This is a genomic window from Ruminococcus sp. NATIVEDY160 (genome assembly GCF_045819885.1).
In the GTDB taxonomy this organism is placed as follows: domain Bacteria; phylum Bacillota; class Clostridia; order Oscillospirales; family Acutalibacteraceae; genus Ruminococcoides.
Genome location: NZ_CP162391.1, coordinates 1,485,870 through 1,508,586, shown reverse-complemented (window position 1 = coordinate 1,508,586; position 22,717 = coordinate 1,485,870). Strand labels below are relative to the sequence as shown.

Genomic DNA, 22,717 nt, shown 5'->3' with positions numbered 1-22,717 from the left:
CGCCATGTTAAAAGGAAAAACAGTTGTTCTCGGCGTTACGGGCAGTATCGCAGCGTATAAAATCGCGAATCTCGCGAGCAGTCTTGTTAAGCTGCACGCCGACGTTCACGTGATAATGACGAAGAATGCGACGAATTTTATCAACCCGATCACCTTTGAAACGCTCACAAAAAACAAGTGCATGACCGACACCTTCGACCGCAACTTCATGTATAACGTGGCTCACGTTTCCATTGCCGACAAGGCGGACGTAATGCTTGTTGCACCCGCATCTGCGAATATAATAGCAAAGATGGCGCACGGAATCGCCGACGATATGCTCAGCACGACGTATCTCGCAATGAAATGCCCCGTTATAGTGTCGCCCGCGATGAACGTGAATATGTTCACAAATCCCGTTGTTCAGCGCAATATAAAAACGCTTGAGGAGTTCGGCGTAACAGTCATTCCGCCCGACAACGGCTACCTCGCCTGCGGATACACCGGAGCAGGCAAAATGCCGTCCGAGCAGGTTCTGCTCGATTACATTCTCCGTGTGATTGCGAAAGAAAAAGATCTGGCAGGGAAGAGGGTGCTTGTTACGGCGGGACCGACAAGAGAGAGCATTGACCCTGTCCGTTTTATCACAAATCACTCCACAGGCAAGATGGGCTACGCCGTGGTGCGTCAGGCCATGCTCAGAGGAGCAGAGGTAACTCTCGTTAGCGGTCCCGTGAGTATTGACCCGCCGCCGTTTGTGAGAGTCGTAAATGTTTTGAGCGCTCAGGATATGTTTGAAGCTGTCAAGGCGAATTCTGCCGACGCGGATATCATCATCAAGACCGCCGCTGTCGCCGACTATACTCCCGAGATCACGGCTGATGAGAAGATAAAGAAATCCGACGGCGGCCTTTCGATTCCGATGAAGCGCACGGCGGATATCCTCAAATGGCTCGGTGAGAACAAGCGCGACGGTCAGGTGCTCTGCGGGTTCTCTATGGAAACCGAGAATATGCTCGAGAACTCGCGCGCCAAGCTGCAGAAGAAAAACGCCGATCTGATTGCGGCGAATTCACTCAGAGATGAAGGCTCGGGCTTCGGCACGGACACAAACCACCTTGTGCTGATTAAGCGCGACGGAGTGACTGACCTGCCGCTTCTGTCAAAATCGGACGCGGCTGACAAACTCCTCGATGAGCTATTGACTATGTGCAGATAAATAAGCCATATCGCGAAAACCGCGGTATGGCTTTTTCTGGTCGGCAGCTGCCGTTTTTTTATTTATGTATATACATTCTTGAAGGCTCGGGGTCGCTGCCCTGAACCATGCAGAAGAACTCCCAGCCGTACCGCTCATAAAAGCCCGTGTGGTCGGTGATAAGGTATAAAGGCGAGATGCCCTTGGATCGCAAATCGTCGACTACCATATCCAGCAGCGTTCCCGCGATACCCTGACCGCGGTAACTCTCCTCGGTATAAACGGCGCAGACATTGGGAGCTAAATCCTTTCTCTCGTGGAAATCGTTCTCGATAACGCCCATACCGCCGACGATTTTATCGCTGTCGAGGCAGAGGTACCAGCCGTACTCCGTTTTGCCGCTCAGGTAATCCTCCATGCACTCGAGATACGCTTCCTTTGGCACGCCCCATTTTGAGCTGAACCATTCCGCAGCGGTTTCCTTAATTTCGGGACGTTCGCGCAGAGTGATATAATCATATTTCATATTATCAATCCTTTCAATTTTTCTTTCATAATTAATAATAACACACCATTAGGGAAAAAACCACCTCTTTGTGAATTCAAAAAATCCTATTGAAAAAATCTTGTTATTCCGTTATAATAATTGTGTTGTTGACAAGAATCAGGGAGAAAAGACAATGAATAATGCAATATTATCCGTTAAAAGGAATAAGAATATAAGAATGGCCGTTTTGTTCTCAGCCTTTATGTTCGTGCAGTTTATTATCCTCCGCATGGGCAATCAGGCGGGACGCGGCTTTCTTGCGGAACAGCACCAGGAGCTGGTGTATCTCTTTATTCAGATTGTTGTGATTTGCGGCTTTTTCTCTCATGCTCTCATCAAGCCGAGACTGCTTTCGGAGAAGATTAAGAACGGTCTGACTGTTTCTTCACTTGCGTTGTGCATGTCTGGCGCGCTTGTAATGCTATTCAGCCCGGCTGACTCATTGCTTTATCTCGTAACAACGGGGCTTACAGTGTTTTTCCTCGGCTGTACTGGCGGAGCGGTCTATTACCGGCTGGCAGCCCTTACTGCGAAAAAAACGCGTGCGGGATTGTGTATAGGAATAGGATATGCCGCCGCGGTCGCGCTTCAGTTCTGCCTGCAGCTTCAGTGGACGGTGATCCCCGCTTTGTCGGTACTGCTTGCTGCAGCCTTTGCCGTGATGGGTTTTCTCCTGATAAAGAGTAAGGAAACAATAGCCTTGCCCGAACAGAGAAAAGACTTTGTTCCACGGTCGATTTTGTTCTATACGGTAGTTATTACCATGGCTCTGCTGATTTTTACAACCTATTATAACAGCTATATTCATCATCTGCAGGTAGCGTCGGGCTACACCGACTACAACGTCTACACCTGGCCTCGGCTTCTGATGATACCCGCGATCCTTCTTTTCGGCTTTTTGGCAGATATAAAGGGCGGCAAGCTATTGCCTCTGAGCACACTCTGCGTTGTTGTTGTCGCGCTTCTGAACACTGTATTGCTCGGCAGAGAGACATACATACTGAATATGTGCCTGTACTATGTCGCCATTACATCTGTTATTGCCTACTATAACCTGACGTTTCTGCGGCTTGCCTCGAGGACAAAGCATCCCGCGGTCTGGGCGGTCATGGGACGGGTTCTCGACAGCGCGGCTGTAATACTTGGAATGACGCTCAAGTTTTCTGCACTTTCTCAGGTCGCGGTTCTGATAATCGATATAATTGCTCTCGTCGTGGTTATTGTGATGATGGCGCTCACCGGCGCGTTTGATCTGTCAATGCCCGAAGCTGCCGAAGAAGCGCCTGTTCCCGAAACTACTTATGAGCCTGAGCTTCCGCCTGACCCGTTCCCGGTGATTCAGGACAGCTACCGTATCACACCCTCAGAGATGAAGGTGCTCCGCGAGCTTGTGACCACCGACGACAAGCAGGACGTGATAGCTTTGAGGCTTAATATCTCCGTCAGCACCCTGCGGCACCACGTCACTTCTATCTACAAAAAGACCGGAGTACAGACCCGCTCGGCTCTGTGCAAGCTTGTCATAAATAATTGACCGATATTTTTGTGTTTTATCCTCTCCCGTGGCGGAGAGGATTTTTTGTTTAAAAAACCGCATAAACAAGCCACATAGCAGGAACATTCTATATCATTTTTACGAGATATGTGGTAGATTTATCATGAGATAAACTATTTTTCAAGGAGGCAGATACATGAAAAAAATAATAGCCCTTATCCTTTCGGCGCTGCTAGTCACGTTCTCGCTGACAGGCTGCTACGGACTGGGATTCCTCGGCAATTTGTTAATTGACGACACTGAGGACTACGAGGACATCGAGATTGAAACGACTGATTTCGTACCATCAACTGAGGAGTCCACGACAAAGTACGTCTATTATCCCGAGGAAACCCAACCTCCGGCGATAGAGAACGTCAATGTCAGACCGGCAGAGTGGGCGTCTGTACAGTGGGAGCCATATTCGAACCAGTACTTTACACTGCAGATTCCGAGCGGCTGGCAGGTTGAGTTTCAGGGCGACGCGAACCAGCTTGCGTGGAGAGCTGTCAGCCCCGACGGCAAGATAGGCTTTTTTAATCAGGATCACGCCTATGCCGCCAAGGACGCGTCAATGGCGTCCACACTCGGCTTCAGCATTTCACTGTCTGAGGGTACGGTTCAGGAGTATTTTGAGACGATGTACAAGGACACCACGGACTACTTCACGGTTCAGAATTCCTGCGTTCCAAACAACAAGGAGCTAATACAGTCAATCCGTCCGTACACTCCTATCCGCGATTATCAGGCGCTGTACGCTACCTTCAAGGAAAACGGCTGGGAAGGCGAGGGCGTATACTCCGCGGTGATTATGGATTCCAAGGACGTAATCATCAGAGGTTCAAATTACGGCGCGTGGGAGATCAACTGTATTTGCACCCAGTGGGCGCCTATGGGCAGTCTTGTTAACTGGGCTCCCGTTATCGATACGATAGCCAAGTCATTCCAGTACACCGACTACTACATCAAGCAGTGGCAGGAGATAGCTAAGTCGGCGACAAACCCGCAAACCACCGTTAACGATAACGACCCCGTTATGGAGGCGTTTGAGGAGAGAAGCAAGTCAGACACCATCATTCAGGAGAAGCGTTCGGATATGCTGCAGGAGTATGAGCGCGTCTACGACAACAGTACCGGCGAGATCTACCGCGCCTACAACGGATTTTTGGACGATATCGGAGATCAGAACCGATATACGCCGATTACTGACAATCAGTACACCGAAGGCTATGTCGGCTGGATAGACAAAGATTAATTAAAGGAGAGTAATAATGAAAAAGCTGTTATCAATAATTCTGTGCACGGCGCTTGTGCTGTCCCTGTTCAGCATAATGCCCGTGACGGTGAACGCCGCGCAAAAGTTCACCTACGGCAACTGGGAGTATGAGGTACACTCAAGATATGACTCTAAAACCTATGAGAGCTACGATGAAATCTGGCTCACCAACTACACCGGCGATGATGAAAAGGTAACTATACCGAATGAGATCGACGGCAAGCCCGTTGTATTTCTTTACAACAACTACATTTTCGGAAATACGGATCCAAACAATAAGGACGACCGTCACTTTAAGAACCACAAAACCATGACCGAGCTGACAATTCCGGCGAATATGCGGTATATCGCAGGCTGGATGCTGATGGACTGCACCGCCTTGGAGACAATCAACATCAGCTCCGAAAACAAATATTTCGAGTACAAGGGCGGCGTGCTTTACGCAAAGCAGGCGAACAAGAACTATAACGATACAATCAACGGCATCGACGCAGACCCGGATGAATACGGCGTTGTATTTGCGAGATTCAATATGGGCGTTGTCAATCTGCCGACCTCTGTCACCACGATTCACTCCTACGCGTTCTATAATCATCAGACGCTCGTCAACTGCGTTATGCCTGTCGGCAAGCTGAAGAAAATTGAGGACTACGCCTTCTATGGCAGCAGTCTGAGAGGCATGGAGAATCTTTTCGGTATCACTTCTGTGGAGATCCCTTACGGTGTTACCGAGATTGGCTACAGCGCGTTCATGTACTGCAAGAATATCCATTGTGTCGGCCTGCCGAACACGCTGAAAAAGATCGGCGCGCAGGCTTTTCTGGAAACGAGCCTCACCGACGTCCATGTACCCTCAAGCGTCGAGGAAATCGGTTACCAGCCCTTCGGATATGCGCGCAGCAAGGTGAATATTTACGCTTCTCCCGCTCTGAAAGCAAAGATCCAGGAGGAGAATAACTATCAGGTGAACACCGATCCCGCTTATGGCGGCGGTGGCGGCGGAGCCGCTCAGGCTATTCAGCTCAATCATGACCCGGCAAATCCGCTCTCGCATATTTACATAGCCTCAACGTCGATTCCTCCCACCTGCACGACGGACGGCCTGATGATCTATCTGTGTGAATGCGGCTACCAGTATTTCAGCGAAAATACGATCCTTCCCGCGACGGGTCACAAGTGGAAAACCAAGAAGGTATATCCCACCTGCACCGAGCAGGGCTACACCCTGACCTACTGCGAGAACTGCAGTGAGAGCAGCAAGTCCGACTTCCGCAAGCCTTACAGTCACTGGAAGATTAACGACCCTGCGGTAGAGCCGACAGCGACCACCGCGGGCAAGACGGCGGGCGTTCACTGCGGAGACTGCGGTCTGATTATTGAGCCGCAGAAGCTCCTTCCGCCCACAGGCTACACCGAGAAGGAATCGGGCGGCGTTAAGGTGACTGCAAAGCCCGAGGCGACACCGACCGTTAATGAAATTACAGACGAAGCTCAGCTTGAGGCAATCAAGGTTGAAGGTGACAATAAGGTCGATAAGGCTTATGACATCAAGCTCACAGAGGGCGGCGAGACCGTTCAGCCCGAGGGCGACGTAATTGTAAAAATCCCGGGCGGCGACGAGAAAGCAAAGGTTTTCCGCCAGGAGGAAGACGGCAGTCTGACCGATATGAAAGCCGGCTACAACGCTGACGACGATGCAATGGAATTCGTAACCGACCACTTCAGCGTCTATGTTGTAACGAGCCACGTCCCGACTGCGTACGACCTCTGGGTCAACAATGAGCAGATCACCGAGGATCACCTCACCGTACAGTGCGGCGAGGGTACCGCGACCTTTGACCCGAAGGAATATACACTCACTCTTGATAACGCGCAGATCACTCAGGGCGCTGAGAAGGACTACCTCGGCACAGGTATCCTTACCTTCCTCGACAAGGAACTGACTGTTGTTGTCAACGGCAAGTGCTCCATTACCGAGACAGGCGGCGACGGCATCGGCAGCTATGAGTTTGACGAGGATTACAATATGGTTCCTCACGACATAAAGGTCACAGGCGACGGCAGCCTGACCATTACCGAAAGCACGGCATTGTACGGCTACGGCTTCTACTGCACAGGAAAGCTCACTCTGGACGGCGTTGACATCACTATCAACTCCGCGGCAACAGGCATCTGGTCGAAATCGCTTGCAATCAAGAACAAATCCCACATTCTCTCTCAGTGCAGCTCACGCTTCTCGGGTATCGTTGTGAATAACGGCGGCTTCAATCTCGAGGACAGCATGGTTGTAGCCGAGAGCACCGAGGGCGTAGGACTTCTCCTCGGCAACGATCAGGATTCAAGCTCGCTCATGCTCAGCAGCGGTTCGCTCACACTCAGAGGTCAGTGCGGAATCACCTCCGACAGCGAAAACAGCAGAGTCGGCGTTACAGGCGGCACTTTGACGATAGAGGCGGTACAGAGAGCGATAAGCGAGTCTATCTCCGACAAAGAGGGCGCGATTGTGCTCGGCGAAGGCGTTGAGGTGATCTCAGGCGGTTACAGCGAGAAGGGAGTTGTTATTTCCGACTCAAAGGGCGGCACCGAGAGCTACATTCTGGGTGACGCGGACGGCGACGGAGAAGTAACCATAAACGACGTAACATCGATCCAGAAGAAAATCGCAGACCTTGAAGTTGAGAATTTCAACGATAAGGCTGCCGATATCGGCAGAGACGGTCTGGATATTACCGATGCAACAAGTATCCAGCGGTATCTGGCGGATTATAAAGACGGCAACCACATCGGCGAATTGATAACAGAATAAATAAAGACAACGGCAGCTCTTCAAGGGCTGCCGCTGTTGCTTGTATAAAAAATAACGCCTTCGCATTGTTTCCGCGAAGGCGTTTGTTTTGTGTTATTACAGTGAATCAACCATTTCCGCAATGTATTTCTGAATCAGTGTCGCGTCGGAGATGTCGGTTTTGCCGTCCTTGTTCACGTCGGCGGCGTACTCGAGCTCAGGAGTGGATTCAACAAGCTCGCTGATGACTTTTTGAACCGTTGTAACATCGTCAACCTCGATGCTGCCGTTGCCGCTGAGATCGCCTTTGATAATAACCGAGCCGTCATCACGTATCGGAATGAACGTCCAGCGCCTGTATTTCGCGTATTTTTCGCCGTAGGTACCAAGGTAGCCGTATACGGTTTTGAGCTTATCGCAGTTAAGGAACGCGGTGCCGTCAATGCTTGTGACAGAGCGCGGAATAGTGATTGACTCCAGCTTTGAGCAGCCGTCAAAGGTATTTGGCTTGATTGCCGTGACGGAACCCGGAATTGTGAAGCTCTCAAGCTCACTGCATTTCGAAAATGTGTAACTGCCGATGTAATCTATGCTCTGAGGAAGCTTTACCTCGCTGAGATTGCTGCAGCCCATGAATGCATACGCGTCAATATGCCTGACTCCGTCGGGAACCGTTACAGAGGTCAGGTTGCGCTGATAATAGAACGCGCCGTTTGCGATTCCTATTATTCCGTCGGGGAGAGTGAGGGCAGTGTTTTCGATCATATCTCCCTTGTAGGTATAGGCGACTTTTCTTGCGAGAACCAAGCCGTCAGCCTGAGCGTCGAGCCAGGGAGTGTTGTGCAGAGCCTGACTGCCAATACAGATAACCGCGTCTGAGAACGGCAGCTCAGTCATTTTCGCGCAGCCGTTGAACGCGTTCGAGCGAATCTCGGTGACGCTGTCGGGAACGTCAATGCTTTCGAGCGATTCGCAGTTCATAAAGCAGCTTGAGCCGATGTAGGTCACGCCGTCGGGAACGTGAATAGCTGTCAGGGCAGAGTCGTCCTTGAAGGCGTTGTTCTGGATCTCGGTGACGGTATCCGGAATATTGATGGTTTGCAGCGAGGTGCAGGCGCTGAACGCGCTGTCGCCGATGAATGTGACGTTTTTGCCGAGATGAACGTCGGTGAGCTCATTGCAGCCGCCGAACGCGTTGCCGTGGATCGTCGTGATGCTCTCGGGAAGGCTGAGAGAGGTGAACTTACATCTCGCAAAAGCTCCTCCGCCGATTGTTGTAACACCCTCGGGAATGTACGCTTCGGTGAGCTTTGTGCAGCCGTAGAAGCACTGAGTGCTTATCTCGGTAATTCCCTGTGGGATTTTCACGCTCGAAATGCCCGTGCAGAAGAACGCCATAATGCCGATGGATTTTATGTTTTCAGTAAGGTCTGCCTTAACGAGATTCATGCAGTTCACAAACGCTCCCGCACCGATCGATTCGAGAGTAACGGGGAAGGTTACGCTGCTCAGCTTACCGCACCCGGCAAAGGCTCTGTCACCGATTTCTCTGAGCTGATTCGGGATATTTATATCACTGAGCAGCTGGCAGTCGTTGAAAGCCTCCGTGCCTATGCGCGTTATACCGTCGGGCAGCTCGACTTTTTTCAGCTTGCGGCATGATGTAAACATGGTGTCGGAAATCTCTGTGACGCCGCTGCCAATTTTAATTTCCTCAAGCTCGCTGCAGTATCTGAACGCGCTTTCTCCGATGGTTGTAACGCTGTCGGGAATGATGATTGATTTCAGGTTGATCCTGCTCTGGAACGCTTCAGGCGCAATTCTTGTAACAGAGTCGGGAATCGTCAGGTACTTTATGCTGCCGGGGATAATGCCGCCCGAAATGTACTTAACATTTTCGCCGATAATAAAGTCCTCGAGCGCGGGACAGGCGCCGAAGCCGTTTTCTGCTTCGCACTCGGGCGCGTTGTAATAAACGGTCGTGAGGCTCGGGCAGTTCCAGCAAACTACGCCGTGAATGGTCTTTATACCCTCGGGAATCGTCAGGGTTATTAAATTCTTTTTGTGGCGGTACAAATTGCCGTTAAGCTCTGTGACCGGGTGTCCGTCGATCTCGTCGGGTATAACAATATCTTCCGCGGTACCATAATAATCCAGGAGGATAGCTTCGCCAGAGTCGTTGAGCATATATTGATAGAAATTGCTGACTACCGGATCAACGATCTGAGATATGTGAGAAGTATCGCTTCCCTCGTCGGTCGCGGCAAAGGCGGTTGACGCGGGAACGCTTCCTGCCAGAATCAGGGCGGCTGAAAGCACAGCCAGTGGTTTTATTTTCCGTTTCATAGCTTAATCCTCTCTTTCTTCAGCGTTTGATACTTTCCTAATTATATTATACTGCTTCTACAGTAATAAATCAATATTATGGCAAAAATCTGTATTAATTCTTTAATTCAAATAAAGAAAATACGGTCTGACAGCACATAGCGGTCAGACCGTATTGATATTAAATGGGCTTAAGAGTCTTTTGCCTGCGGATAAGGAATACCAGATAGATTACGAACAGTACCGCGGCAAACGAAGCGCCTGAGATGTACGAGATTGTCTGAGTGAGCCTGAAGCCCTCCTGAGCCATCATAATGTAGGTCAGGCTGACTGCGGACATAAACGCAGCCGGGAACGCTGTGTCGCCCGAGGTGATGGGGCAGACGATAACGCCTGCTACCGCGAGCACACCGCCGAATACGCCCAGAACTCCCGTGGAGATCTCATATACAACGTTTGAAGCGCCGTTGGCGAGCGCATCGCTCAGGAGCTGTGTTGTTCCGTAGAACGCGACGCCTGCCGCCGCCCAGACCAGAGCGATAACAGACTCGCTGATCATCGCGCCGTAGAATATCTTTCTGCCTTCCTTTTCGGATTTGATACACTTCGCAATCATGGGCGACTGTGTCGCATGGAAGCAAGCCTGCGCCGCAAGCGCGAGGAGATCGAGCTGCTTGAAAAGGGCGGGGCGAACGAGGACGACATCAACGCCGCCAAGGCGAAATACCGCGCGCTGTCAAACGAATACGCCGCGTTTTCCAAGGCGATGAACCTGCCCCAGCAGAGGGAGCGGATCAGCATTGACGGCAGGAAGGGCATGGATGTTTCTTTCGGAAAACAGGCTGAAAAAGCTGAAAAAACGGTTGAAAAAGTTAAATTAGATGATATAATAGACTTGCAACCAGAAGAAATTTCAAAACTGATTCAAGATGGTAAAGTCAACCTTACGGTTAGTGAGGGCAGTCAGGGTAAACATATTAAAGGACACAATAATTACATTGAGGGGAAAAGTTATATTACAGTTCCCGTTGAAAAAATACAACTGCTTGTAAATAAATATGCCAGTCACGGTAAGCTGGTTTATAATAAAAATGGGCAGTGGTCTAAAAAGGAAATTATTGTCTCCGATGATTATGTCGGATATGCAGTAAACAGCAAGGCAAAAACCGAACAAATTACAAAATCATTCAAGATACACTATAGCAATAAAGGCGTTCACATTGTCCCGAGAGAGGAGTAACGAGTATGGATTTATACGGTAAATTGGCTGCCATAAAAGGGCTAAACAACAAAGTAACTCTCCGTGTGAAATGCACAGATGATACTTTGGTGGAAGGTAAGTATTATGGGTTTACCCAAGCACTTGACAATGAGCCTGAAATAGCTCAACTTGATATTTTATCAACAGACGGGAAAGTGTACGGATTATATGAAACAGAAATCATAAGCATTGAAAGATTATAGCACGTTGATTTTCAGCGTGCTTTTCTTATGCCCGAAAGGAAGTCAAATGTTATCTTTGCTCATAATCATATACATATTATCAGCAAACGTCTTCAATATTCCGACAGGGTGTTGGATAGCCGTGTGGATATTTACGGGCTTGTCCGTCTTGTTGGCGGCGATTAAAGCCTTTTGGAAAGAATAAAAAGTATTTTAAGTTCGTATTAGGAAAGGCATGTAATATATAGTCAGAACATAGGAGGTGACTCATATGAGAATGAAAATAATAAAGAGGTTTTCGGCGGCGACGGTAGGCGTTTGCTTCACATACGCGCTGATACGTTTGCCGTTTTCAATGATAAACAGCGAGAGTCAGACAATGAGCGAATGGGCGACAAGTCCCTCAACGGCAGCGGCAACAACACAGCCCGCAACACAGCCGACAACTGCAGCTCAGGCGACTCAGGGTACTACAAGGTACGATATTACAGAGCCGACGACGGTTCCGACAGAGCCCGATACCACCGCTCCCGTAACAGAAGTGATCACCGAGCAGTACGCGACCGAGGAGATCATCACAAACGATTACTCTCCCGAAAGTGATGACGAAAACGAGCTGGTATTTGAGCAGAACGATACAAGCGGCGACGTGCCTACGCTCGAGCAGTTTTTACGCAGCATGACCTGCGGCGGCTGCAGACACAACTGCCTGCTTGTAAACCCGAGATGTATGAAAGGACGCGCTAAAGCAGAGAGCGCGACGGTGGAATATTATGAAACCTATGGAGCATAATTCATTTTTTAATGAAGCGATAGAAACAATAAACAGAATCCAAAAGGAAAACCCTATGCTGCACGAACTGAACTGGTTTTTTGAAACAGCGGCGGCTAGGTTCAACAGAGATTATCTTCAGAGCAGAAATCCCGGCGTTATCGTGCTCGGCGACGATATTCCGGCAGAGATTCTCTATTCCGTCTGCGACCGTCCGTTTTATGTGCTTGGCGGAAGCCTCGAGACAGCCCACTGGGCAGACGAACTGACTCCGCGCGACACCGATCCGTTCAGCCGTTCCTCGATAGGCTGGCTGATAAATCCCGAGTTTGACATCACGAAAAACGCGCTTATCGTTACGGCTGTATCCTCTGACAGCAGGCGCAAGCTGATTTCGATTCTTAGAAACAGCGGCAGAAAGGTAGCGGCTATCGACGTTCCGCCGGCAGACGAGAGCGAGAATTCGATCAGATTTTACACAGAGCAGCTTGTGACTCTCGCGGAAACGATCGGCAGGCATACAGGCAAGCGCTTCAATGTCCGTCACCTCAGAGCTTCCGTCAGGAAGGTCGCCTCTGCGCACCGCCAAAGACAGAACTTCCTCGATACAGCAGCCTTGGCAGGCGGCTTCATCACTGACGAGGCCGTGATTCTCGCTTCACAGAGCATGTACTTTGCCGACAGCCTCGACGAATGGCTGCTTCATATCACCGCTCTTGTAAATGAGCTTGAGAATATTATGAATCACTATGCCTACAGACGCAAGGACAGACCGCGTATCCTTATCCTCGGCTCGCCCGTTGTGTTCCCGAACTACAAGGTTCCGCAGCTTATAACTTCTGCGGGAATGAACATTGCCGCGGTTGCCGACAGCCTTTCTCTGGAAGCGTCAATCGAGCTCGGCAGAGCGAACCGCTTCGGCTCAGCCGACAATCTTCTCAGAAAGATCGCGCAGATCCACCTGAGCACGATTTCCTCAGGCGCGAGAATATATAACACGGGAATGTACTCATACGTCATGAACCTGATCAAGCAGCTCAAGCCCGACGGGATCGTCTGCCATATCCTCAAGGGACAGATTGAGTACGACTTTGAGCTTCCGCATATCGAGAAAGCCGCGGAGAAAAAGGACATTCCCGTATTCAGACTCGAAACCGACTATCAGTATCAGGATATGGAGCAGCTTCGAATCCGCATGGAGGCGTTCGGCGAAATGCTGACGCAGCGCAGGCTGGTTGCGCGAAGGTACAGACACACCGCATAGGAGGCGAGATATGAAGAACAAGACAGCAGGAAAAATACTCTTCGCCGTTTTTGCCGTCGCTCTTTGCGTTGCGGCGTACTTTGCGGCAGATCTGGCATTTTTCCAATACGACGACCCTGTCGAGAGAGCCACGCTGAGCGTTGCCAACGACGGCGAAGCGCTCTCGTTTACATACGATAACGATGCTGTGACCCTGCACAGCGGAGATAATACAACGGTGTACGCGCTCACCTACAGCGGCGCAGCTGTTATTGAGAACACCTACATCGAATCGCTGCCGTCCGATTTCGCGGGCAGCTTCGCGGCGGTTCAGACGGGTATCAGGGAGGACACAAACGGCGACGGCGTGACCGAGAACGTCACGAGAGTTGCGAAGACCGATATGGAGTACACTCAGGGCTACGATGCTACCGCGAACTCGTTCCTCAGCAATGAGATACCGTTTGAAGTCGTTTACAAGGACAGAGAGAGCTTCACGGTTTACTTTAATTCCGAGCCGGTGAAGAACTCAGAAATCACGGTAACTCTCGCCGACGGCACGGTGAAAACCATTACAACCGACGAAAACGGCGACATCACGGGGCTGAATCTCAACGACGTGAGAAACGGCCTGACCTTTACCTACCGCCCCGACGCGCTGAACACCTATTCAATCAACTATCAGGTTGAGGCGGATACGATATTCACCACACGCTGGCTGTTTGCAATGCTGCCGTTCGGTATCATCATTCTGGTTTCGGCGGTTTGTATCACCCTCGAAGTTCTCCTTCGCAAGCTGCTCTACAAAAAAGAGAAGCTGCCAGTCGGCAAGACGGGAGTTATGGCGAGGGACAAGAGAAGAAGGAGAACCGCCCGAGAATCCTCATCACAGGCTCGCCTATAGTATTTCCGAACTTCAAGCTTCCGCTGCTTATCGAGGAGATGGGCGGAGCGCTCGTCGGCGACGAAACCTGTATGGGAGAACGCGGAGCCTACGATCCCCCCGCGATCGTCGATCAGAGCACGGACGGGATAATGCGGGCGCTTGCGAACAAGAGCACACGTCCCTGTACCTGCCCGACCTTTACAGACAACAAGCGAAGGGTCTACAGAATCATGCAGATGCTCAAGGACTACAATGTACAGGGCGTTATCTACCACGTTCTGCGCGGATGTCTTGTTTACGACTACGAATATCAGGTGCTCGAGGAGGAGCTCGGCAAGCTGAATATTCCCGTTATCCGCGTCGAGAGCGACTATAACGAAGAAGATGTTGAACAGCTCAGAATCCGCGTAGAGGCGTTTATCGAGCTGATAAAATACGGAAAGGGGTAATTTCGATGAAGGTATACGCAGGACTTGACGGCGGCTCAACCTACCTCAAGGCCGCCCTGCTCGATGAGCACAAGAGGGTGATACGCACAGGCGTCACCTCAACAGGTATCGACAACAACACTTCCGCCAAGAAGCTGCTCGCAAAGCTGATGAGTGAGAGCGGAGTCGGAAGCATAGCATATACGATGGCGACAGGCTACAGCCGCAAGATTCTCGAGGTCGCGGACGACGATGTCAGCGAGATCACCGCCCACGCCTACGGCGTAAGGGTCACGGCACCGAGGGAGTACCACCCGGGCATGATCGTAGACATCGGCGGTCAGGACAGCAAGATAATTTATCTTGACTCCAACTACTCGGTCAAGAATTTCAGCATGAACGACAAATGCGCTGCCGGAACAGGCAAGTTTATGGAGGTCATCGCGCAGATACTCGAGACGACTATCGATCAGGTCGGCCCGCTTTCACTCGAGAGCAGCGCGCCCTGCGACATTAACAGCACCTGCGTAGTATTCGCGCAGTCAGAGGTCATCTCGCTTATCGCGCGCAAGTACGACCGCCGCGATATACTCTCGGGAATGCACCTTTCAATGGCTAAGCGCATTATCAAGATGATGAAGAAGAGCGAAAAGAACGGCGACGTCCTGATGACCGGCGGCGGAGCATTGAATATAGGACTGCGAAAGGCGTTTGAGGACGAGCTTATCCGCGACGTGTTTGTGGCGAACCATCCTCAGTTCAACGGCGCGATAGGCGCGGCGCTGCTCGCGAGCGAAAGGGGCTGATCGTATGTTAGCGGAAGTGCTCACAGCTGCAATTTCCGTCGGACTCGGCTGCGGTACCTGCTGCGGCACTTCGGCGTCATCGTTTCTGGCGGTATACATTCTTTCCGAGGGCGGCGGTTTTGCTTCCTCGATGAAGCATGTCGGTGGATTCTTCCTCGGAAAGGTGCTTGCCGTCTGCTCGATCACTACCATCTGCGCTGCGATCGGAAATGTATTCATCGACGAAAACGGCTATATCGGCGGCTTCAATCTCCACCACGCCATGTCGTGGATAATGCTCGCCTCGGCGCTGTTTCTGATTTGGAAATGGTTCAGAGACCGTAAAAAAACCTGCTCAAAATGCGGCGGCAAGTGCTCGTCAAAGAACATGAGCCGCGTGATCCCATCGTTTACAGTAGGACTTGCCTACGGAGCTACACCGTGCGCGCCGCTGATTATGGTCGCGGGCTACGTAATCACTCTGTCAATTCCGGAAGCGTTTCTGCTCGGAACAGTGTTCGCGCTCGCAAGCTCGCTTTCGCCGATGCTACTGATATTCGGACTATCGGGCGCGCTCAGCGGCAAAATCCGCTCGCAGCTCGGCAAGGCGATGCCGTGGGTTCAGCTGACGGTATATATCGCGTTTTTGATTCTTGCAATGGTATCACTGTTTTGGTATAATTAATAAAAATGACAACACTATGGAGGTGACCTGACTTGCGTATATTATTTGCCGAGGACGACCGCGACATCGCGAAGGCGGTACAGACGCTTCTGGAGCGTTCGGGATATTCTGTCGACGTCGTTTTCAACGGTCAGGACGCGCTTGACTATATTGAAACAGGCGAATACGACGGAGTGATTCTCGACTGGATGATGCCAAAGCTCAGCGGCATTGAAGTGCTCAAAAAAATGCGTTCGCAGGGCATAGCCACACCAGCTCTCATGCTCACGGCGCGCGACGCTGTCGAGGACAGGGTCGCGGGTCTTGACACAGGCGCGGACGACTACCTTCCGAAGCCGTTCGCCGCTTCCGAGCTGCTCGCACGCGTCCGCGCGATGCTCAGGCGCAAGGAGGACTTCAAGCACGACGTGATCAAGTTTTCGGATATCGAGCTTGACAAATCCGCCATGTCAATCAAGTGCGGCGCAAAGAGAGTCCGCCTCAACAACAAAGCCTTTCAGCTTATGGAAATGCTCATTGAGCACAAGGGTGCGGTGCTTAGTATTAATCAGATAATGGAACGTATCTGGGGCTGGGACAGCGACTCCGAGATCAACGTCGTCTGGGTCAATATCTCATTTTTACGCAAGAAGCTCACAGAACTCGGCGCGCACGCTCAGATCAAAGCCGTCCGCGGAGTAGGATATACATTGGAGAATACGCTATGATGAATCAAATTCGGCAGCGCTTTATCCGTATCGCGCTGCTAGCGCTTACTCTCGCCATGCTGCTCGTAGCAGGCTCAATAAACATGGTTCATCTTGTCAGCACTATCGGCGAGCTCAATACGACCCTTGACTACCTCGTCGAGAATGAAAACGCCATCTCTCAGGAAAAGCAGAAAAAAGGCGGCTTCCAGAACGGCGAAGGCGAGGGAGAAGGCAGGCACGAAAACGGCGCTACAGACGACAGCGGCCAGCAGCTAAAGCAAAAGGGTCACAACCATATGCAGAGCACTCTCGAGGAATCGAGGTACTTTATCGCTATACAGAGGACTGACGGTGAGCTTTTACTCGGAGTCGGCTCAAAGGAAACCGACTATACCGAAGAGGAGCTGCTCTCGATCGCTGAGGGCGTTTTCGCGTCAGACAGCAGCTCGGGAAATACGGGCACATATATGTATCGTATCACCAACAAGGACGACGGCGCGAAGGTAGCCGTATTCCTCAACTGCGAATCGAAGTATTCCGAGGTCGCGACGCTAGCGTTGATTTCATTATGCGCCTGTATCGCGGGAATCCTTCTCGCGTGGCTGGTGGTATTTCTTCTGAGCAATCAGGCGATAAAGCCGATAGTCGAGAACATCGAGCGCCAGAAGCAGTTCATCACCGACGCGGGTCACGAGCTCAAGACTCCGCTGACGGTAATTTCCGCCAACATGGACGTTCTGTCAATGGATATCGGACAAAATGAGTGGATTCATGGTACGCAGAAGCAGGTTTCGAATATGCGCAAGCTCGTCAACGAGCTGATCTATCTCTCGCGCATGGACGAGGCTGATTCGCACCTCGAGCGCAGTGTTTTCAATCTCTCAAACGCCGTTTCGGACGTATCCGCACCTTTTGCGGGCATGGCTGAGTTCAACGGCAAGAATCTGATTTTGGACGCGGAGGAAAATCTCACGCTTTGCGGCGACGAGCAGGCTGTCCGCAGACTTATCAGCACCCTGTGCGAGAACGCTGTAAAGCACGCTCCCGAGGACAGCGATATCCTTATCACCCTCAGCCGCTCGGGAAAGAACATCGTCTTTTCAACCGAGAACGCCTCGAAGGAACCGCTTAGCGAGGAAGCTCTGTCGCACCTCTTCGACCGCTTTTACCGCGGCGACGAATCGCGCTCAAAGGAAGAAAACAGCGGCTTCGGCATAGGTCTTTCAATAGCGCGCGCGATAACGGAAAAGCACGGCGGCACGATCAAAGCACGGATCACCGAAAACGGAAGGCTGCAGATCATCTGCACGCTTCCTCAGAATTAAAACAAGCAGAAGCTCTTAGCAATGCTCCGCCTCAGGGAGTCAGCTACGCCGCCGACATAGCCGAAAAATACGGCGTGACCTTTGAGCAGATCAAGGAGGACATCGACGGAAGAAGCTAATTGCCTTGTGGGTTTAATCCTTAAGAGGGTAGAGGGTAAGCTTGTTTTCATCGCCGCAGATACCGAGGAAAATCTCCTTGGCGTTCTTATAGCCCTGTTCCTTGAGTTCCTTTTGCAGCCACGTTTCGTTGAGCCCTTTGCGCTTGAGGTTGTCGCCGATGACTCTTCCGTCCATGATGACCTCTGTGCCGATATGCTCAGGCTCAGGCGAAAGCTCCATATCCTCGGGGTTCAGCGGACGCTTTGTGCTGACGGGCAGGATAGAGAGCTTGCCGTTGTATTCATAGACCGCAGTCTGGATATCGTCGAGATTGAAATACCCTTCCTGCCTGCACAAGAGCAGGAATTCGCTGAGCTCAAGCTTTGCCTTCTTCATGTTTTTGCGGTACAGCTTGCCGTCGTTCAAGATAATCGTCGGCGTACCGTTGATGAATTTCCTGCTTCGAGGGAATTTCCTCGTCAGCACGCTGAGCACCACCGTAATTATACCGAACACTATCATCGAAACTGTCGGCTTCCACCAAGGTTTGTCCAGCGTAGTTGCAAGCTCCGCGGCAATCGAGCCTATGGTGATGCCCGTGATGTAGTCGAAAAACTCGAGCTGGGCTACCTGCTTGTGGCCGATGATTTTTGCGATTATAAACAGAACCGCCGCCGAAAACAGCGACGCCAGTATTACCGTTAAAAATTCCATTTTTGTCCCTCCGATTCAAGTACTATTATTCGCGGCCGGTTTGGAATTTATTCCTCGTTTTCTTCAGATGAACTTCAGACGGACGTATTATAATGAATAAAAAAGCTGATAAAAGGAGTATTTATATGAAAAAGCTTATCGCTATAATTTCCTCAGTAATGATTATTTGTTCGACCGCTGCGTGTTCAAATGTCAGCCCGTCGGACACCGAACAGACGACCGCTGCCGCAATAACCGCTGACCAGAAGGAAGCGATGGACGGCGTTCTGAAAAGAAACAACTTCAAAGGAGTTGCCAGCCTGACGAAAAACGGCGAGGTCATCTATCAGTATGTCAACGGCAAGGACAAGAGCAATAACGACCTCACCATCGATTCCTCAATGTACATCGGTTCCGTTTCCAAGCAGTTCTGCGCGACCTCGATAATGATGCTGCGCGAGCAGGGCAAGCTAAGCGTTGACGATAAGCTCGAAAAATATTTCCCCGAGTACGAAGTGGGGAAGGACATGACTGTGAAGAACCTGCTCACAATGCGCTCGGGAATAATTGACATGGTGAACGAAGCGACGTGCGACGGCGTTTCCTTCGACAATACCGAGGACGAGAATATAGCCGCCGTCAAGGAGTGGATTTTCGCGCAGCCGCTCAAGTTTGAGCCTGATTCGAAATACGCCTATTCCAACTCGAACTACTTCCTGCTCGCTGATATTGTCAAGCAGGTTTCGGGAAAGCGCTATCACGACTTTGTGCGCGAGAATATTTTTGAGCCGCTCAAGATGACTCACTCGGGCTTTGTCGAGGAGGTAAAGGACAATCCCGCATGGGCTGAAGGACTTACGAGGGGTGAGGATAACGGCAATGTGATTGAAACAGGTCTTTCCAACGGCGCGGGCGATATCGCGTCAAACGCTGCGGATATGGATGCGTGGATGTCGGCAATTTCCGAGGGCAAGCTGATTTCAAAGGAAACCTTCCTCGAGATGACAGAGAACTATTCGCCCGACGCGGGCACAGGCTACGGCTACGGACTGATGAAGATGTTTGACGGCGGTACGGGTCACCCGGGCGCTATCGGCACATATAACTCAATCGACTATATCAACGTCGAGCGCGGTCTGAGACTGTTTGTTTCGAGCAACAAGAGCTCGGCACAGACCTATATTGATTCCTTACCGGGAGCGCTGCTGAAAAACATAATCCAATAAAAATCAATCCTCAGCAAGAATGACCTGCTGAGGATTTTTTATTTTTATGCGATTGTAAAAACCGCGGTGACGATCATGTCGCCGCCGTCGATTTCTGCAAAAATATCTCCGTTCATTTTTCTCATCAGTGTGCGGCAGATGTAAAGTCCCAAGCCGCTGCCGCTGTTGCTTCCGGTATTTGAGCCGCGCCAGAAGCTGTCGAAAATATGCGGCAGCTCGTTTTCGCTGAGAGTACAGCCGCTGTTGCGGATATGCACGAGCTGACAGTCGTCCTCTCTCGAGAAAGCAATAGATATTTCCTTGCCATTGCCGTATTTCACGGCGTTTTCGATGATGTTTTGCAGAACCTCAACGCACCTTTCCAAATCGCCAGACAGGATACAATCGGAAAAGCTCTCAATGGAAAAGTCGATTTTCAGCAGGTTCAGCTTGTCGGTGTAGAATGCTTTGATTTGGCTTATCAGCGCCGAGAGATAAAACTCGCCATTATGCACTTCCAGATTCAGAAAGTCGCCGCTTGAAGCTTTGACGATTCCGTCCACATAGCCGCGTATTTCCTCGCACTTTCCGTTGATGTTCCGCGCGACCTCGAGCTTCTTTTGCTCGTCCTTGTACAAGCCCTTTTCGAGCGCCTTTGCGTACAGCTCAATCACGCCGAGAGGAGTTTTTATGTCGTGCGAGAGTGAGAGCACCATCGTCTTGTTTTGCTTTTGCAGCTCAAGCTCGGCTGATTTTTGACTTTCGAGCTTTTCGCGGAGCAGGTCAAGTCCCCACAAAAACCTGCCGAAATAATTGTCCTTGCTTTCCTTAAGCGGCGCCGTCAGATTGCCCTTCGCAAGCTCCGTGGGATAATCGCTGATTTTTTCAAACGGTCTGATGATCCTGATGAAGAGAACCGCCATCAGAACGAGCACAAACGCCGCCACAACTCCGAAGCTGATGTTGAACAGCCTGACTGCGGTGCTGTTGTCGGAATTATATGAATAGTCAAAGCGGTAGAGAGTGCCGCCGATATCCTTGACAAGATAGTCGCTGTCGCCGCTCTTGAAGCCGTCTGTCAGCTTTTCAACATTTGTGATAGTCGGATAGTCGGACAGGGAATAGTCATCGCCGTTTTCTATTTTTACGGCGATTCTCTGCGCCTCAACGCGATAAGGGCGACCTTCGTCACCCTTGCCTGCGTTATTTAAAATGAAATTCGCTCCTGTAAAAATCACCGCGATCAGAGCGATGACGGCAACCGTCAGTTTGATATAGCTTTTCATAATTACCTCTCGTAGCGGTACCCGACGCCCCAGACAGTCACAATGTGTTCGGGCTTTTTTGGGTTGGCTTCAATCTTCTGTCTGAGCCATTTGATGTGAACCGTCAGCGTCTGCGGTTCGGAAAAGCTGTCAAAGCCCCAAATCTGATTGAACAGATAATCCTTGCTGAGAGTTTTGCCGGCGTTTTCGGCGAGCAGCAGAAGCAGGTCAAACTCCTTTTGTCTGAGGTCGAGAGGTGTGTTTCCCTTGTATGCAATGCGCTTGCTCTTGTTGATTTTCAGGAATCCGTCTGAGAGAATGTCTGTCTGATAACGCCGCGTGAAGATGCCCTTTATTTTTGCGAGCAGAATATCGATGTCATACGGCTTCTCGATGTAGTCGTCCGCGCCGAGGATCAGACCGTTGAGCTTGTCGTCCTTTTCGGTTTTCGCGCTGACAATGATGATCGGGGTATTGGCGTTCTCGCGTATTTTGCGGCAGACCGCGAAACCGTCCAGGGAGGGCAGCATAATATCGAGTATCACCAGCCTTGCGCCTTCCGATTCAAAGGAGTTTACGGAGCTGTCGCCGTCCGCACAGTGCTTTACCGAATAGCCGTCAGCTTCCAGAAAATCGCACAGCAGCGCTGCCATTTCGATATTATCCTCTACAACAAGAATGTCGACCATTTCTTTTCACTCCAAAATCCGATTACCAGCCCTGTTCAAGCAGCCAGTTGTTCAGGGCGCGTTCCTTTGTTCTCTCGTCGCTGCCCTCTAAATTATACTCTCCCTGAATATTCCCGTCAACAATATAAAGCACGCGCGAGCATTTTGCGGCGACCTTCGCGTCGTGGGTCACGAGCATGATTGTGGTGCCGTCCGCGTTGATTTTACACAGCTCCTCCATAACCTCGTTGGAGCTCTGACGGTTGAGCGCGCCTGTCGGCTCGTCGGCGAAAATCATCTTGGGACTGTTGATCATGCTGCGGCAGATACATGCCCTTTGAAGCTGACCGCCGGATACCTCGTTGATGTCATTGTCGGCGATTTCAATGATACCGAGCTTACGCATAAGCTCCTTGCCGCGCTCGAGCTTTTCCTTCGCGGAGAGAGTGTTGGCTTTTGACTGGCGCGCCGGAAGAATGATGTTGTCGAGTACCGAGAGATTCTTGAGCATATACATCTGCTGAAAGATAAAGCCCATTTCGTCAAGTCTGAGCGCCGCAAGCTGAGTGGGCTTGAGCGCGGAGATGTTTTTACTGCCGAAGAGAACCGTACCCGCGGTCATGCTGTCCATTCCCGAAACGGTGTAGAGCAGGGTAGACTTGCCCGAGCCTGACGGCCCCATCACGGCGACCATCTCGCCCTCGTCGATTGAGAAGCTGACGTTGCGCAGGACGTTGTTCTGTCTTTTGTTGGTGATATATGTTTTACAAAGGTCTTTCACTTCAATAATTTTAGCCATAGTAATCCTCTTTCTTGATAAATCGATCGTTTGACGCGCTGTTGATGAACATTTCCCCGATTGGTGAGTTTACAAAAGGCGCAGAACG

General features: G+C 50.9%; 22 protein-coding genes. 15 read left to right on the top strand and 7 right to left on the bottom strand.

The features are described 5' to 3' along the window. The first annotated feature begins 4 nt into the window (after nucleotides 1-4). Nucleotides 5-1,198 carry a bifunctional phosphopantothenoylcysteine decarboxylase/phosphopantothenate--cysteine ligase CoaBC gene (gene coaBC / locus AB1I49_RS07400; RefSeq protein WP_407720565.1) on the top strand — a complete coding sequence of 398 codons (1,194 nt, stop codon included), beginning with the start codon at nucleotides 5-7 and terminating at the stop codon, nucleotides 1,196-1,198. 58 nt (nucleotides 1,199-1,256) lie between these two features. Here coaBC and AB1I49_RS07395 read toward each other — a convergent pair whose 3' ends face one another. Then, entirely contained in the window at nucleotides 1,257-1,703 is a 447-nt protein-coding gene (locus AB1I49_RS07395) for a GNAT family N-acetyltransferase (RefSeq protein ID WP_316611482.1), read from the bottom strand. A gap of 154 nt (nucleotides 1,704-1,857) precedes the next feature. On the opposite strand from AB1I49_RS07395, the gene AB1I49_RS07390 reads away from it, so the two are divergent. The 3 genes from AB1I49_RS07390 to AB1I49_RS07380 all read left to right on the top strand — a co-directional run bounded on the left by AB1I49_RS07390 (nucleotide 1,858) and on the right by AB1I49_RS07380 (nucleotide 7,340). Continuing rightward, the gene (locus AB1I49_RS07390) at nucleotides 1,858-3,258 is read left to right on the top strand and encodes a helix-turn-helix transcriptional regulator (protein WP_407720564.1); all 1,401 of its coding nucleotides are present in this window, start codon (nucleotides 1,858-1,860) and stop codon (nucleotides 3,256-3,258) included. Nucleotides 3,259-3,415: 157 nt separating this feature from the next. Next, nucleotides 3,416-4,513, top strand: coding sequence for a hypothetical protein (locus AB1I49_RS07385; protein ID WP_407720563.1), 1,098 nt, complete (start codon nucleotides 3,416-3,418; stop codon nucleotides 4,511-4,513). Between the two features lie 16 nt (nucleotides 4,514-4,529). Next, complete coding sequence (locus AB1I49_RS07380; RefSeq protein ID WP_407720562.1) at nucleotides 4,530-7,340, top strand: leucine-rich repeat protein; 2,811 nt, start codon at nucleotides 4,530-4,532, stop codon at nucleotides 7,338-7,340. A gap of 96 nt (nucleotides 7,341-7,436) precedes the next feature. On the opposite strand, the gene AB1I49_RS07375 is transcribed toward AB1I49_RS07380, so the two are convergent. Further along, nucleotides 7,437-9,665: a leucine-rich repeat protein gene (locus AB1I49_RS07375; protein WP_407720561.1), complete on the bottom strand. Its 2,229-nt coding sequence runs from the start codon at nucleotides 9,663-9,665 to the stop codon at nucleotides 7,437-7,439. A 160-nt stretch (nucleotides 9,666-9,825) separates the two neighbouring features. Further along, nucleotides 9,826-10,260: a carbon starvation CstA family protein gene (locus AB1I49_RS07370; protein WP_316611488.1), complete on the bottom strand. Its 435-nt coding sequence runs from the start codon at nucleotides 10,258-10,260 to the stop codon at nucleotides 9,826-9,828. A gap of 15 nt (nucleotides 10,261-10,275) precedes the next feature. Here AB1I49_RS07370 and AB1I49_RS07365 point away from each other — a divergent pair, with 15 nt between their 5' ends. From AB1I49_RS07365 to AB1I49_RS07320, 10 genes are all read left to right on the top strand, one after another. Continuing rightward, on the top strand, nucleotides 10,276-10,884 hold the full coding sequence (locus AB1I49_RS07365; protein ID WP_407720560.1) for a polymorphic toxin type 50 domain-containing protein: 609 nt from the start codon (nucleotides 10,276-10,278) through the stop codon (nucleotides 10,882-10,884). A gap of 5 nt (nucleotides 10,885-10,889) precedes the next feature. After that, nucleotides 10,890-11,108 (top strand): hypothetical protein, encoded by a 219-nt coding sequence (locus tag AB1I49_RS07360; RefSeq protein WP_316611492.1) that lies wholly within the window; start codon nucleotides 10,890-10,892, stop codon nucleotides 11,106-11,108. 250 nt (nucleotides 11,109-11,358) lie between these two features. Then, the gene (locus AB1I49_RS07355) at nucleotides 11,359-11,880 is read left to right on the top strand and encodes a hypothetical protein (RefSeq protein WP_407720559.1); all 522 of its coding nucleotides are present in this window, start codon (nucleotides 11,359-11,361) and stop codon (nucleotides 11,878-11,880) included. Further along, the gene (locus tag AB1I49_RS07350) at nucleotides 11,861-13,123 is read left to right on the top strand and encodes a 2-hydroxyacyl-CoA dehydratase (RefSeq protein ID WP_407720558.1); all 1,263 of its coding nucleotides are present in this window, start codon (nucleotides 11,861-11,863) and stop codon (nucleotides 13,121-13,123) included. Before AB1I49_RS07355 ends, AB1I49_RS07350 begins: the two co-directional genes overlap by 20 nt. Nucleotides 13,124-13,133: 10 nt before the next feature. Beyond that, on the top strand, nucleotides 13,134-14,006 hold the full coding sequence (locus AB1I49_RS07345; protein WP_407720557.1) for a hypothetical protein: 873 nt from the start codon (nucleotides 13,134-13,136) through the stop codon (nucleotides 14,004-14,006). Beyond that, nucleotides 13,982-14,437, top strand: coding sequence for a 2-hydroxyacyl-CoA dehydratase (locus AB1I49_RS07340; RefSeq protein WP_407721653.1), 456 nt, complete (start codon nucleotides 13,982-13,984; stop codon nucleotides 14,435-14,437). Before AB1I49_RS07345 ends, AB1I49_RS07340 begins: the two co-directional genes overlap by 25 nt. A gap of 5 nt (nucleotides 14,438-14,442) precedes the next feature. Beyond that, nucleotides 14,443-15,222, top strand: coding sequence for an acyl-CoA dehydratase activase (locus tag AB1I49_RS07335; RefSeq protein WP_201426537.1), 780 nt, complete (start codon nucleotides 14,443-14,445; stop codon nucleotides 15,220-15,222). Between the two features lie 4 nt (nucleotides 15,223-15,226). Then, on the top strand, nucleotides 15,227-15,886 hold the full coding sequence (locus tag AB1I49_RS07330; protein ID WP_407720556.1) for a hypothetical protein: 660 nt from the start codon (nucleotides 15,227-15,229) through the stop codon (nucleotides 15,884-15,886). Between the two features lie 32 nt (nucleotides 15,887-15,918). Next, entirely contained in the window at nucleotides 15,919-16,593 is a 675-nt protein-coding gene (locus AB1I49_RS07325) for a response regulator transcription factor (protein ID WP_316610722.1), read from the top strand. Further along, nucleotides 16,590-17,900, top strand: coding sequence for a sensor histidine kinase (locus tag AB1I49_RS07320; RefSeq protein WP_201426534.1), 1,311 nt, complete (start codon nucleotides 16,590-16,592; stop codon nucleotides 17,898-17,900). Before AB1I49_RS07325 ends, AB1I49_RS07320 begins: the two co-directional genes overlap by 4 nt. A gap of 132 nt (nucleotides 17,901-18,032) precedes the next feature. Here the strand turns inward: AB1I49_RS07320 and AB1I49_RS07315 are convergent, their stop codons facing one another. After that, nucleotides 18,033-18,713: a DUF421 domain-containing protein gene (locus tag AB1I49_RS07315; protein WP_407720555.1), complete on the bottom strand. Its 681-nt coding sequence runs from the start codon at nucleotides 18,711-18,713 to the stop codon at nucleotides 18,033-18,035. A gap of 125 nt (nucleotides 18,714-18,838) precedes the next feature. Here AB1I49_RS07315 and AB1I49_RS07310 point away from each other — a divergent pair, with 125 nt between their 5' ends. Then, nucleotides 18,839-19,918, top strand: a complete 1,080-nt coding sequence (locus AB1I49_RS07310) for a serine hydrolase domain-containing protein (RefSeq protein WP_201426532.1) — start codon at nucleotides 18,839-18,841, stop codon at nucleotides 19,916-19,918. A gap of 44 nt (nucleotides 19,919-19,962) precedes the next feature. On the opposite strand, the gene AB1I49_RS07305 is transcribed toward AB1I49_RS07310, so the two are convergent. Genes AB1I49_RS07305 through AB1I49_RS07295 form a run of 3 tightly spaced genes read right to left on the bottom strand, consistent with a single transcriptional unit; the run spans nucleotide 19,963 to nucleotide 22,629 of the window. Beyond that, complete coding sequence (locus AB1I49_RS07305; protein WP_201426531.1) at nucleotides 19,963-21,183, bottom strand: HAMP domain-containing sensor histidine kinase; 1,221 nt, start codon at nucleotides 21,181-21,183, stop codon at nucleotides 19,963-19,965. Nucleotides 21,184-21,185: 2 nt separating this feature from the next. Continuing rightward, nucleotides 21,186-21,851 (bottom strand): response regulator transcription factor, encoded by a 666-nt coding sequence (locus AB1I49_RS07300; protein ID WP_201426530.1) that lies wholly within the window; start codon nucleotides 21,849-21,851, stop codon nucleotides 21,186-21,188. A 22-nt stretch (nucleotides 21,852-21,873) separates the two neighbouring features. Further along, a complete protein-coding gene (locus AB1I49_RS07295; RefSeq protein ID WP_407720554.1) occupies nucleotides 21,874-22,629 on the bottom strand; it encodes an ABC transporter ATP-binding protein in 756 nt (251 codons plus the stop codon). Nucleotides 22,630-22,717: the final 88 nt, after the last annotated feature.

Excerpts from the sequence above, each read along its gene's own strand:
- coaBC (WP_407720565.1), top strand. The coding sequence starts at position 5 with ATGTTAAAAGGAAAAACAGTTGTTCTCGGCGTTACGGGCAGTATCGCA.
- AB1I49_RS07395 (WP_316611482.1), bottom strand. The coding sequence starts at position 1,703 with ATGAAATATGATTATATCACTCTGCGCGAACGTCCCGAAATTAAGGAA.
- AB1I49_RS07390 (WP_407720564.1), top strand. The coding sequence starts at position 1,858 with ATGAATAATGCAATATTATCCGTTAAAAGGAATAAGAATATAAGAATG.
- AB1I49_RS07385 (WP_407720563.1), top strand. The coding sequence starts at position 3,416 with ATGAAAAAAATAATAGCCCTTATCCTTTCGGCGCTGCTAGTCACGTTC.
- AB1I49_RS07380 (WP_407720562.1), top strand. The coding sequence starts at position 4,530 with ATGAAAAAGCTGTTATCAATAATTCTGTGCACGGCGCTTGTGCTGTCC.
- AB1I49_RS07375 (WP_407720561.1), bottom strand. The coding sequence starts at position 9,665 with ATGAAACGGAAAATAAAACCACTGGCTGTGCTTTCAGCCGCCCTGATT.
- AB1I49_RS07370 (WP_316611488.1), bottom strand. The coding sequence starts at position 10,260 with ATGATTGCGAAGTGTATCAAATCCGAAAAGGAAGGCAGAAAGATATTC.
- AB1I49_RS07365 (WP_407720560.1), top strand. The coding sequence starts at position 10,276 with ATGGAAGCAAGCCTGCGCCGCAAGCGCGAGGAGATCGAGCTGCTTGAA.
- AB1I49_RS07360 (WP_316611492.1), top strand. The coding sequence starts at position 10,890 with ATGGATTTATACGGTAAATTGGCTGCCATAAAAGGGCTAAACAACAAA.
- AB1I49_RS07355 (WP_407720559.1), top strand. The coding sequence starts at position 11,359 with ATGAGAATGAAAATAATAAAGAGGTTTTCGGCGGCGACGGTAGGCGTT.
- AB1I49_RS07350 (WP_407720558.1), top strand. The coding sequence starts at position 11,861 with ATGAAACCTATGGAGCATAATTCATTTTTTAATGAAGCGATAGAAACA.
- AB1I49_RS07345 (WP_407720557.1), top strand. The coding sequence starts at position 13,134 with ATGAAGAACAAGACAGCAGGAAAAATACTCTTCGCCGTTTTTGCCGTC.
- AB1I49_RS07335 (WP_201426537.1), top strand. The coding sequence starts at position 14,443 with ATGAAGGTATACGCAGGACTTGACGGCGGCTCAACCTACCTCAAGGCC.
- AB1I49_RS07330 (WP_407720556.1), top strand. The coding sequence starts at position 15,227 with ATGTTAGCGGAAGTGCTCACAGCTGCAATTTCCGTCGGACTCGGCTGC.
- AB1I49_RS07320 (WP_201426534.1), top strand. The coding sequence starts at position 16,590 with ATGATGAATCAAATTCGGCAGCGCTTTATCCGTATCGCGCTGCTAGCG.
- AB1I49_RS07315 (WP_407720555.1), bottom strand. The coding sequence starts at position 18,713 with ATGGAATTTTTAACGGTAATACTGGCGTCGCTGTTTTCGGCGGCGGTT.
- AB1I49_RS07310 (WP_201426532.1), top strand. The coding sequence starts at position 18,839 with ATGAAAAAGCTTATCGCTATAATTTCCTCAGTAATGATTATTTGTTCG.
- AB1I49_RS07305 (WP_201426531.1), bottom strand. The coding sequence starts at position 21,183 with ATGAAAAGCTATATCAAACTGACGGTTGCCGTCATCGCTCTGATCGCG.
- AB1I49_RS07300 (WP_201426530.1), bottom strand. The coding sequence starts at position 21,851 with ATGGTCGACATTCTTGTTGTAGAGGATAATATCGAAATGGCAGCGCTG.
- AB1I49_RS07295 (WP_407720554.1), bottom strand. The coding sequence starts at position 22,629 with ATGGCTAAAATTATTGAAGTGAAAGACCTTTGTAAAACATATATCACC.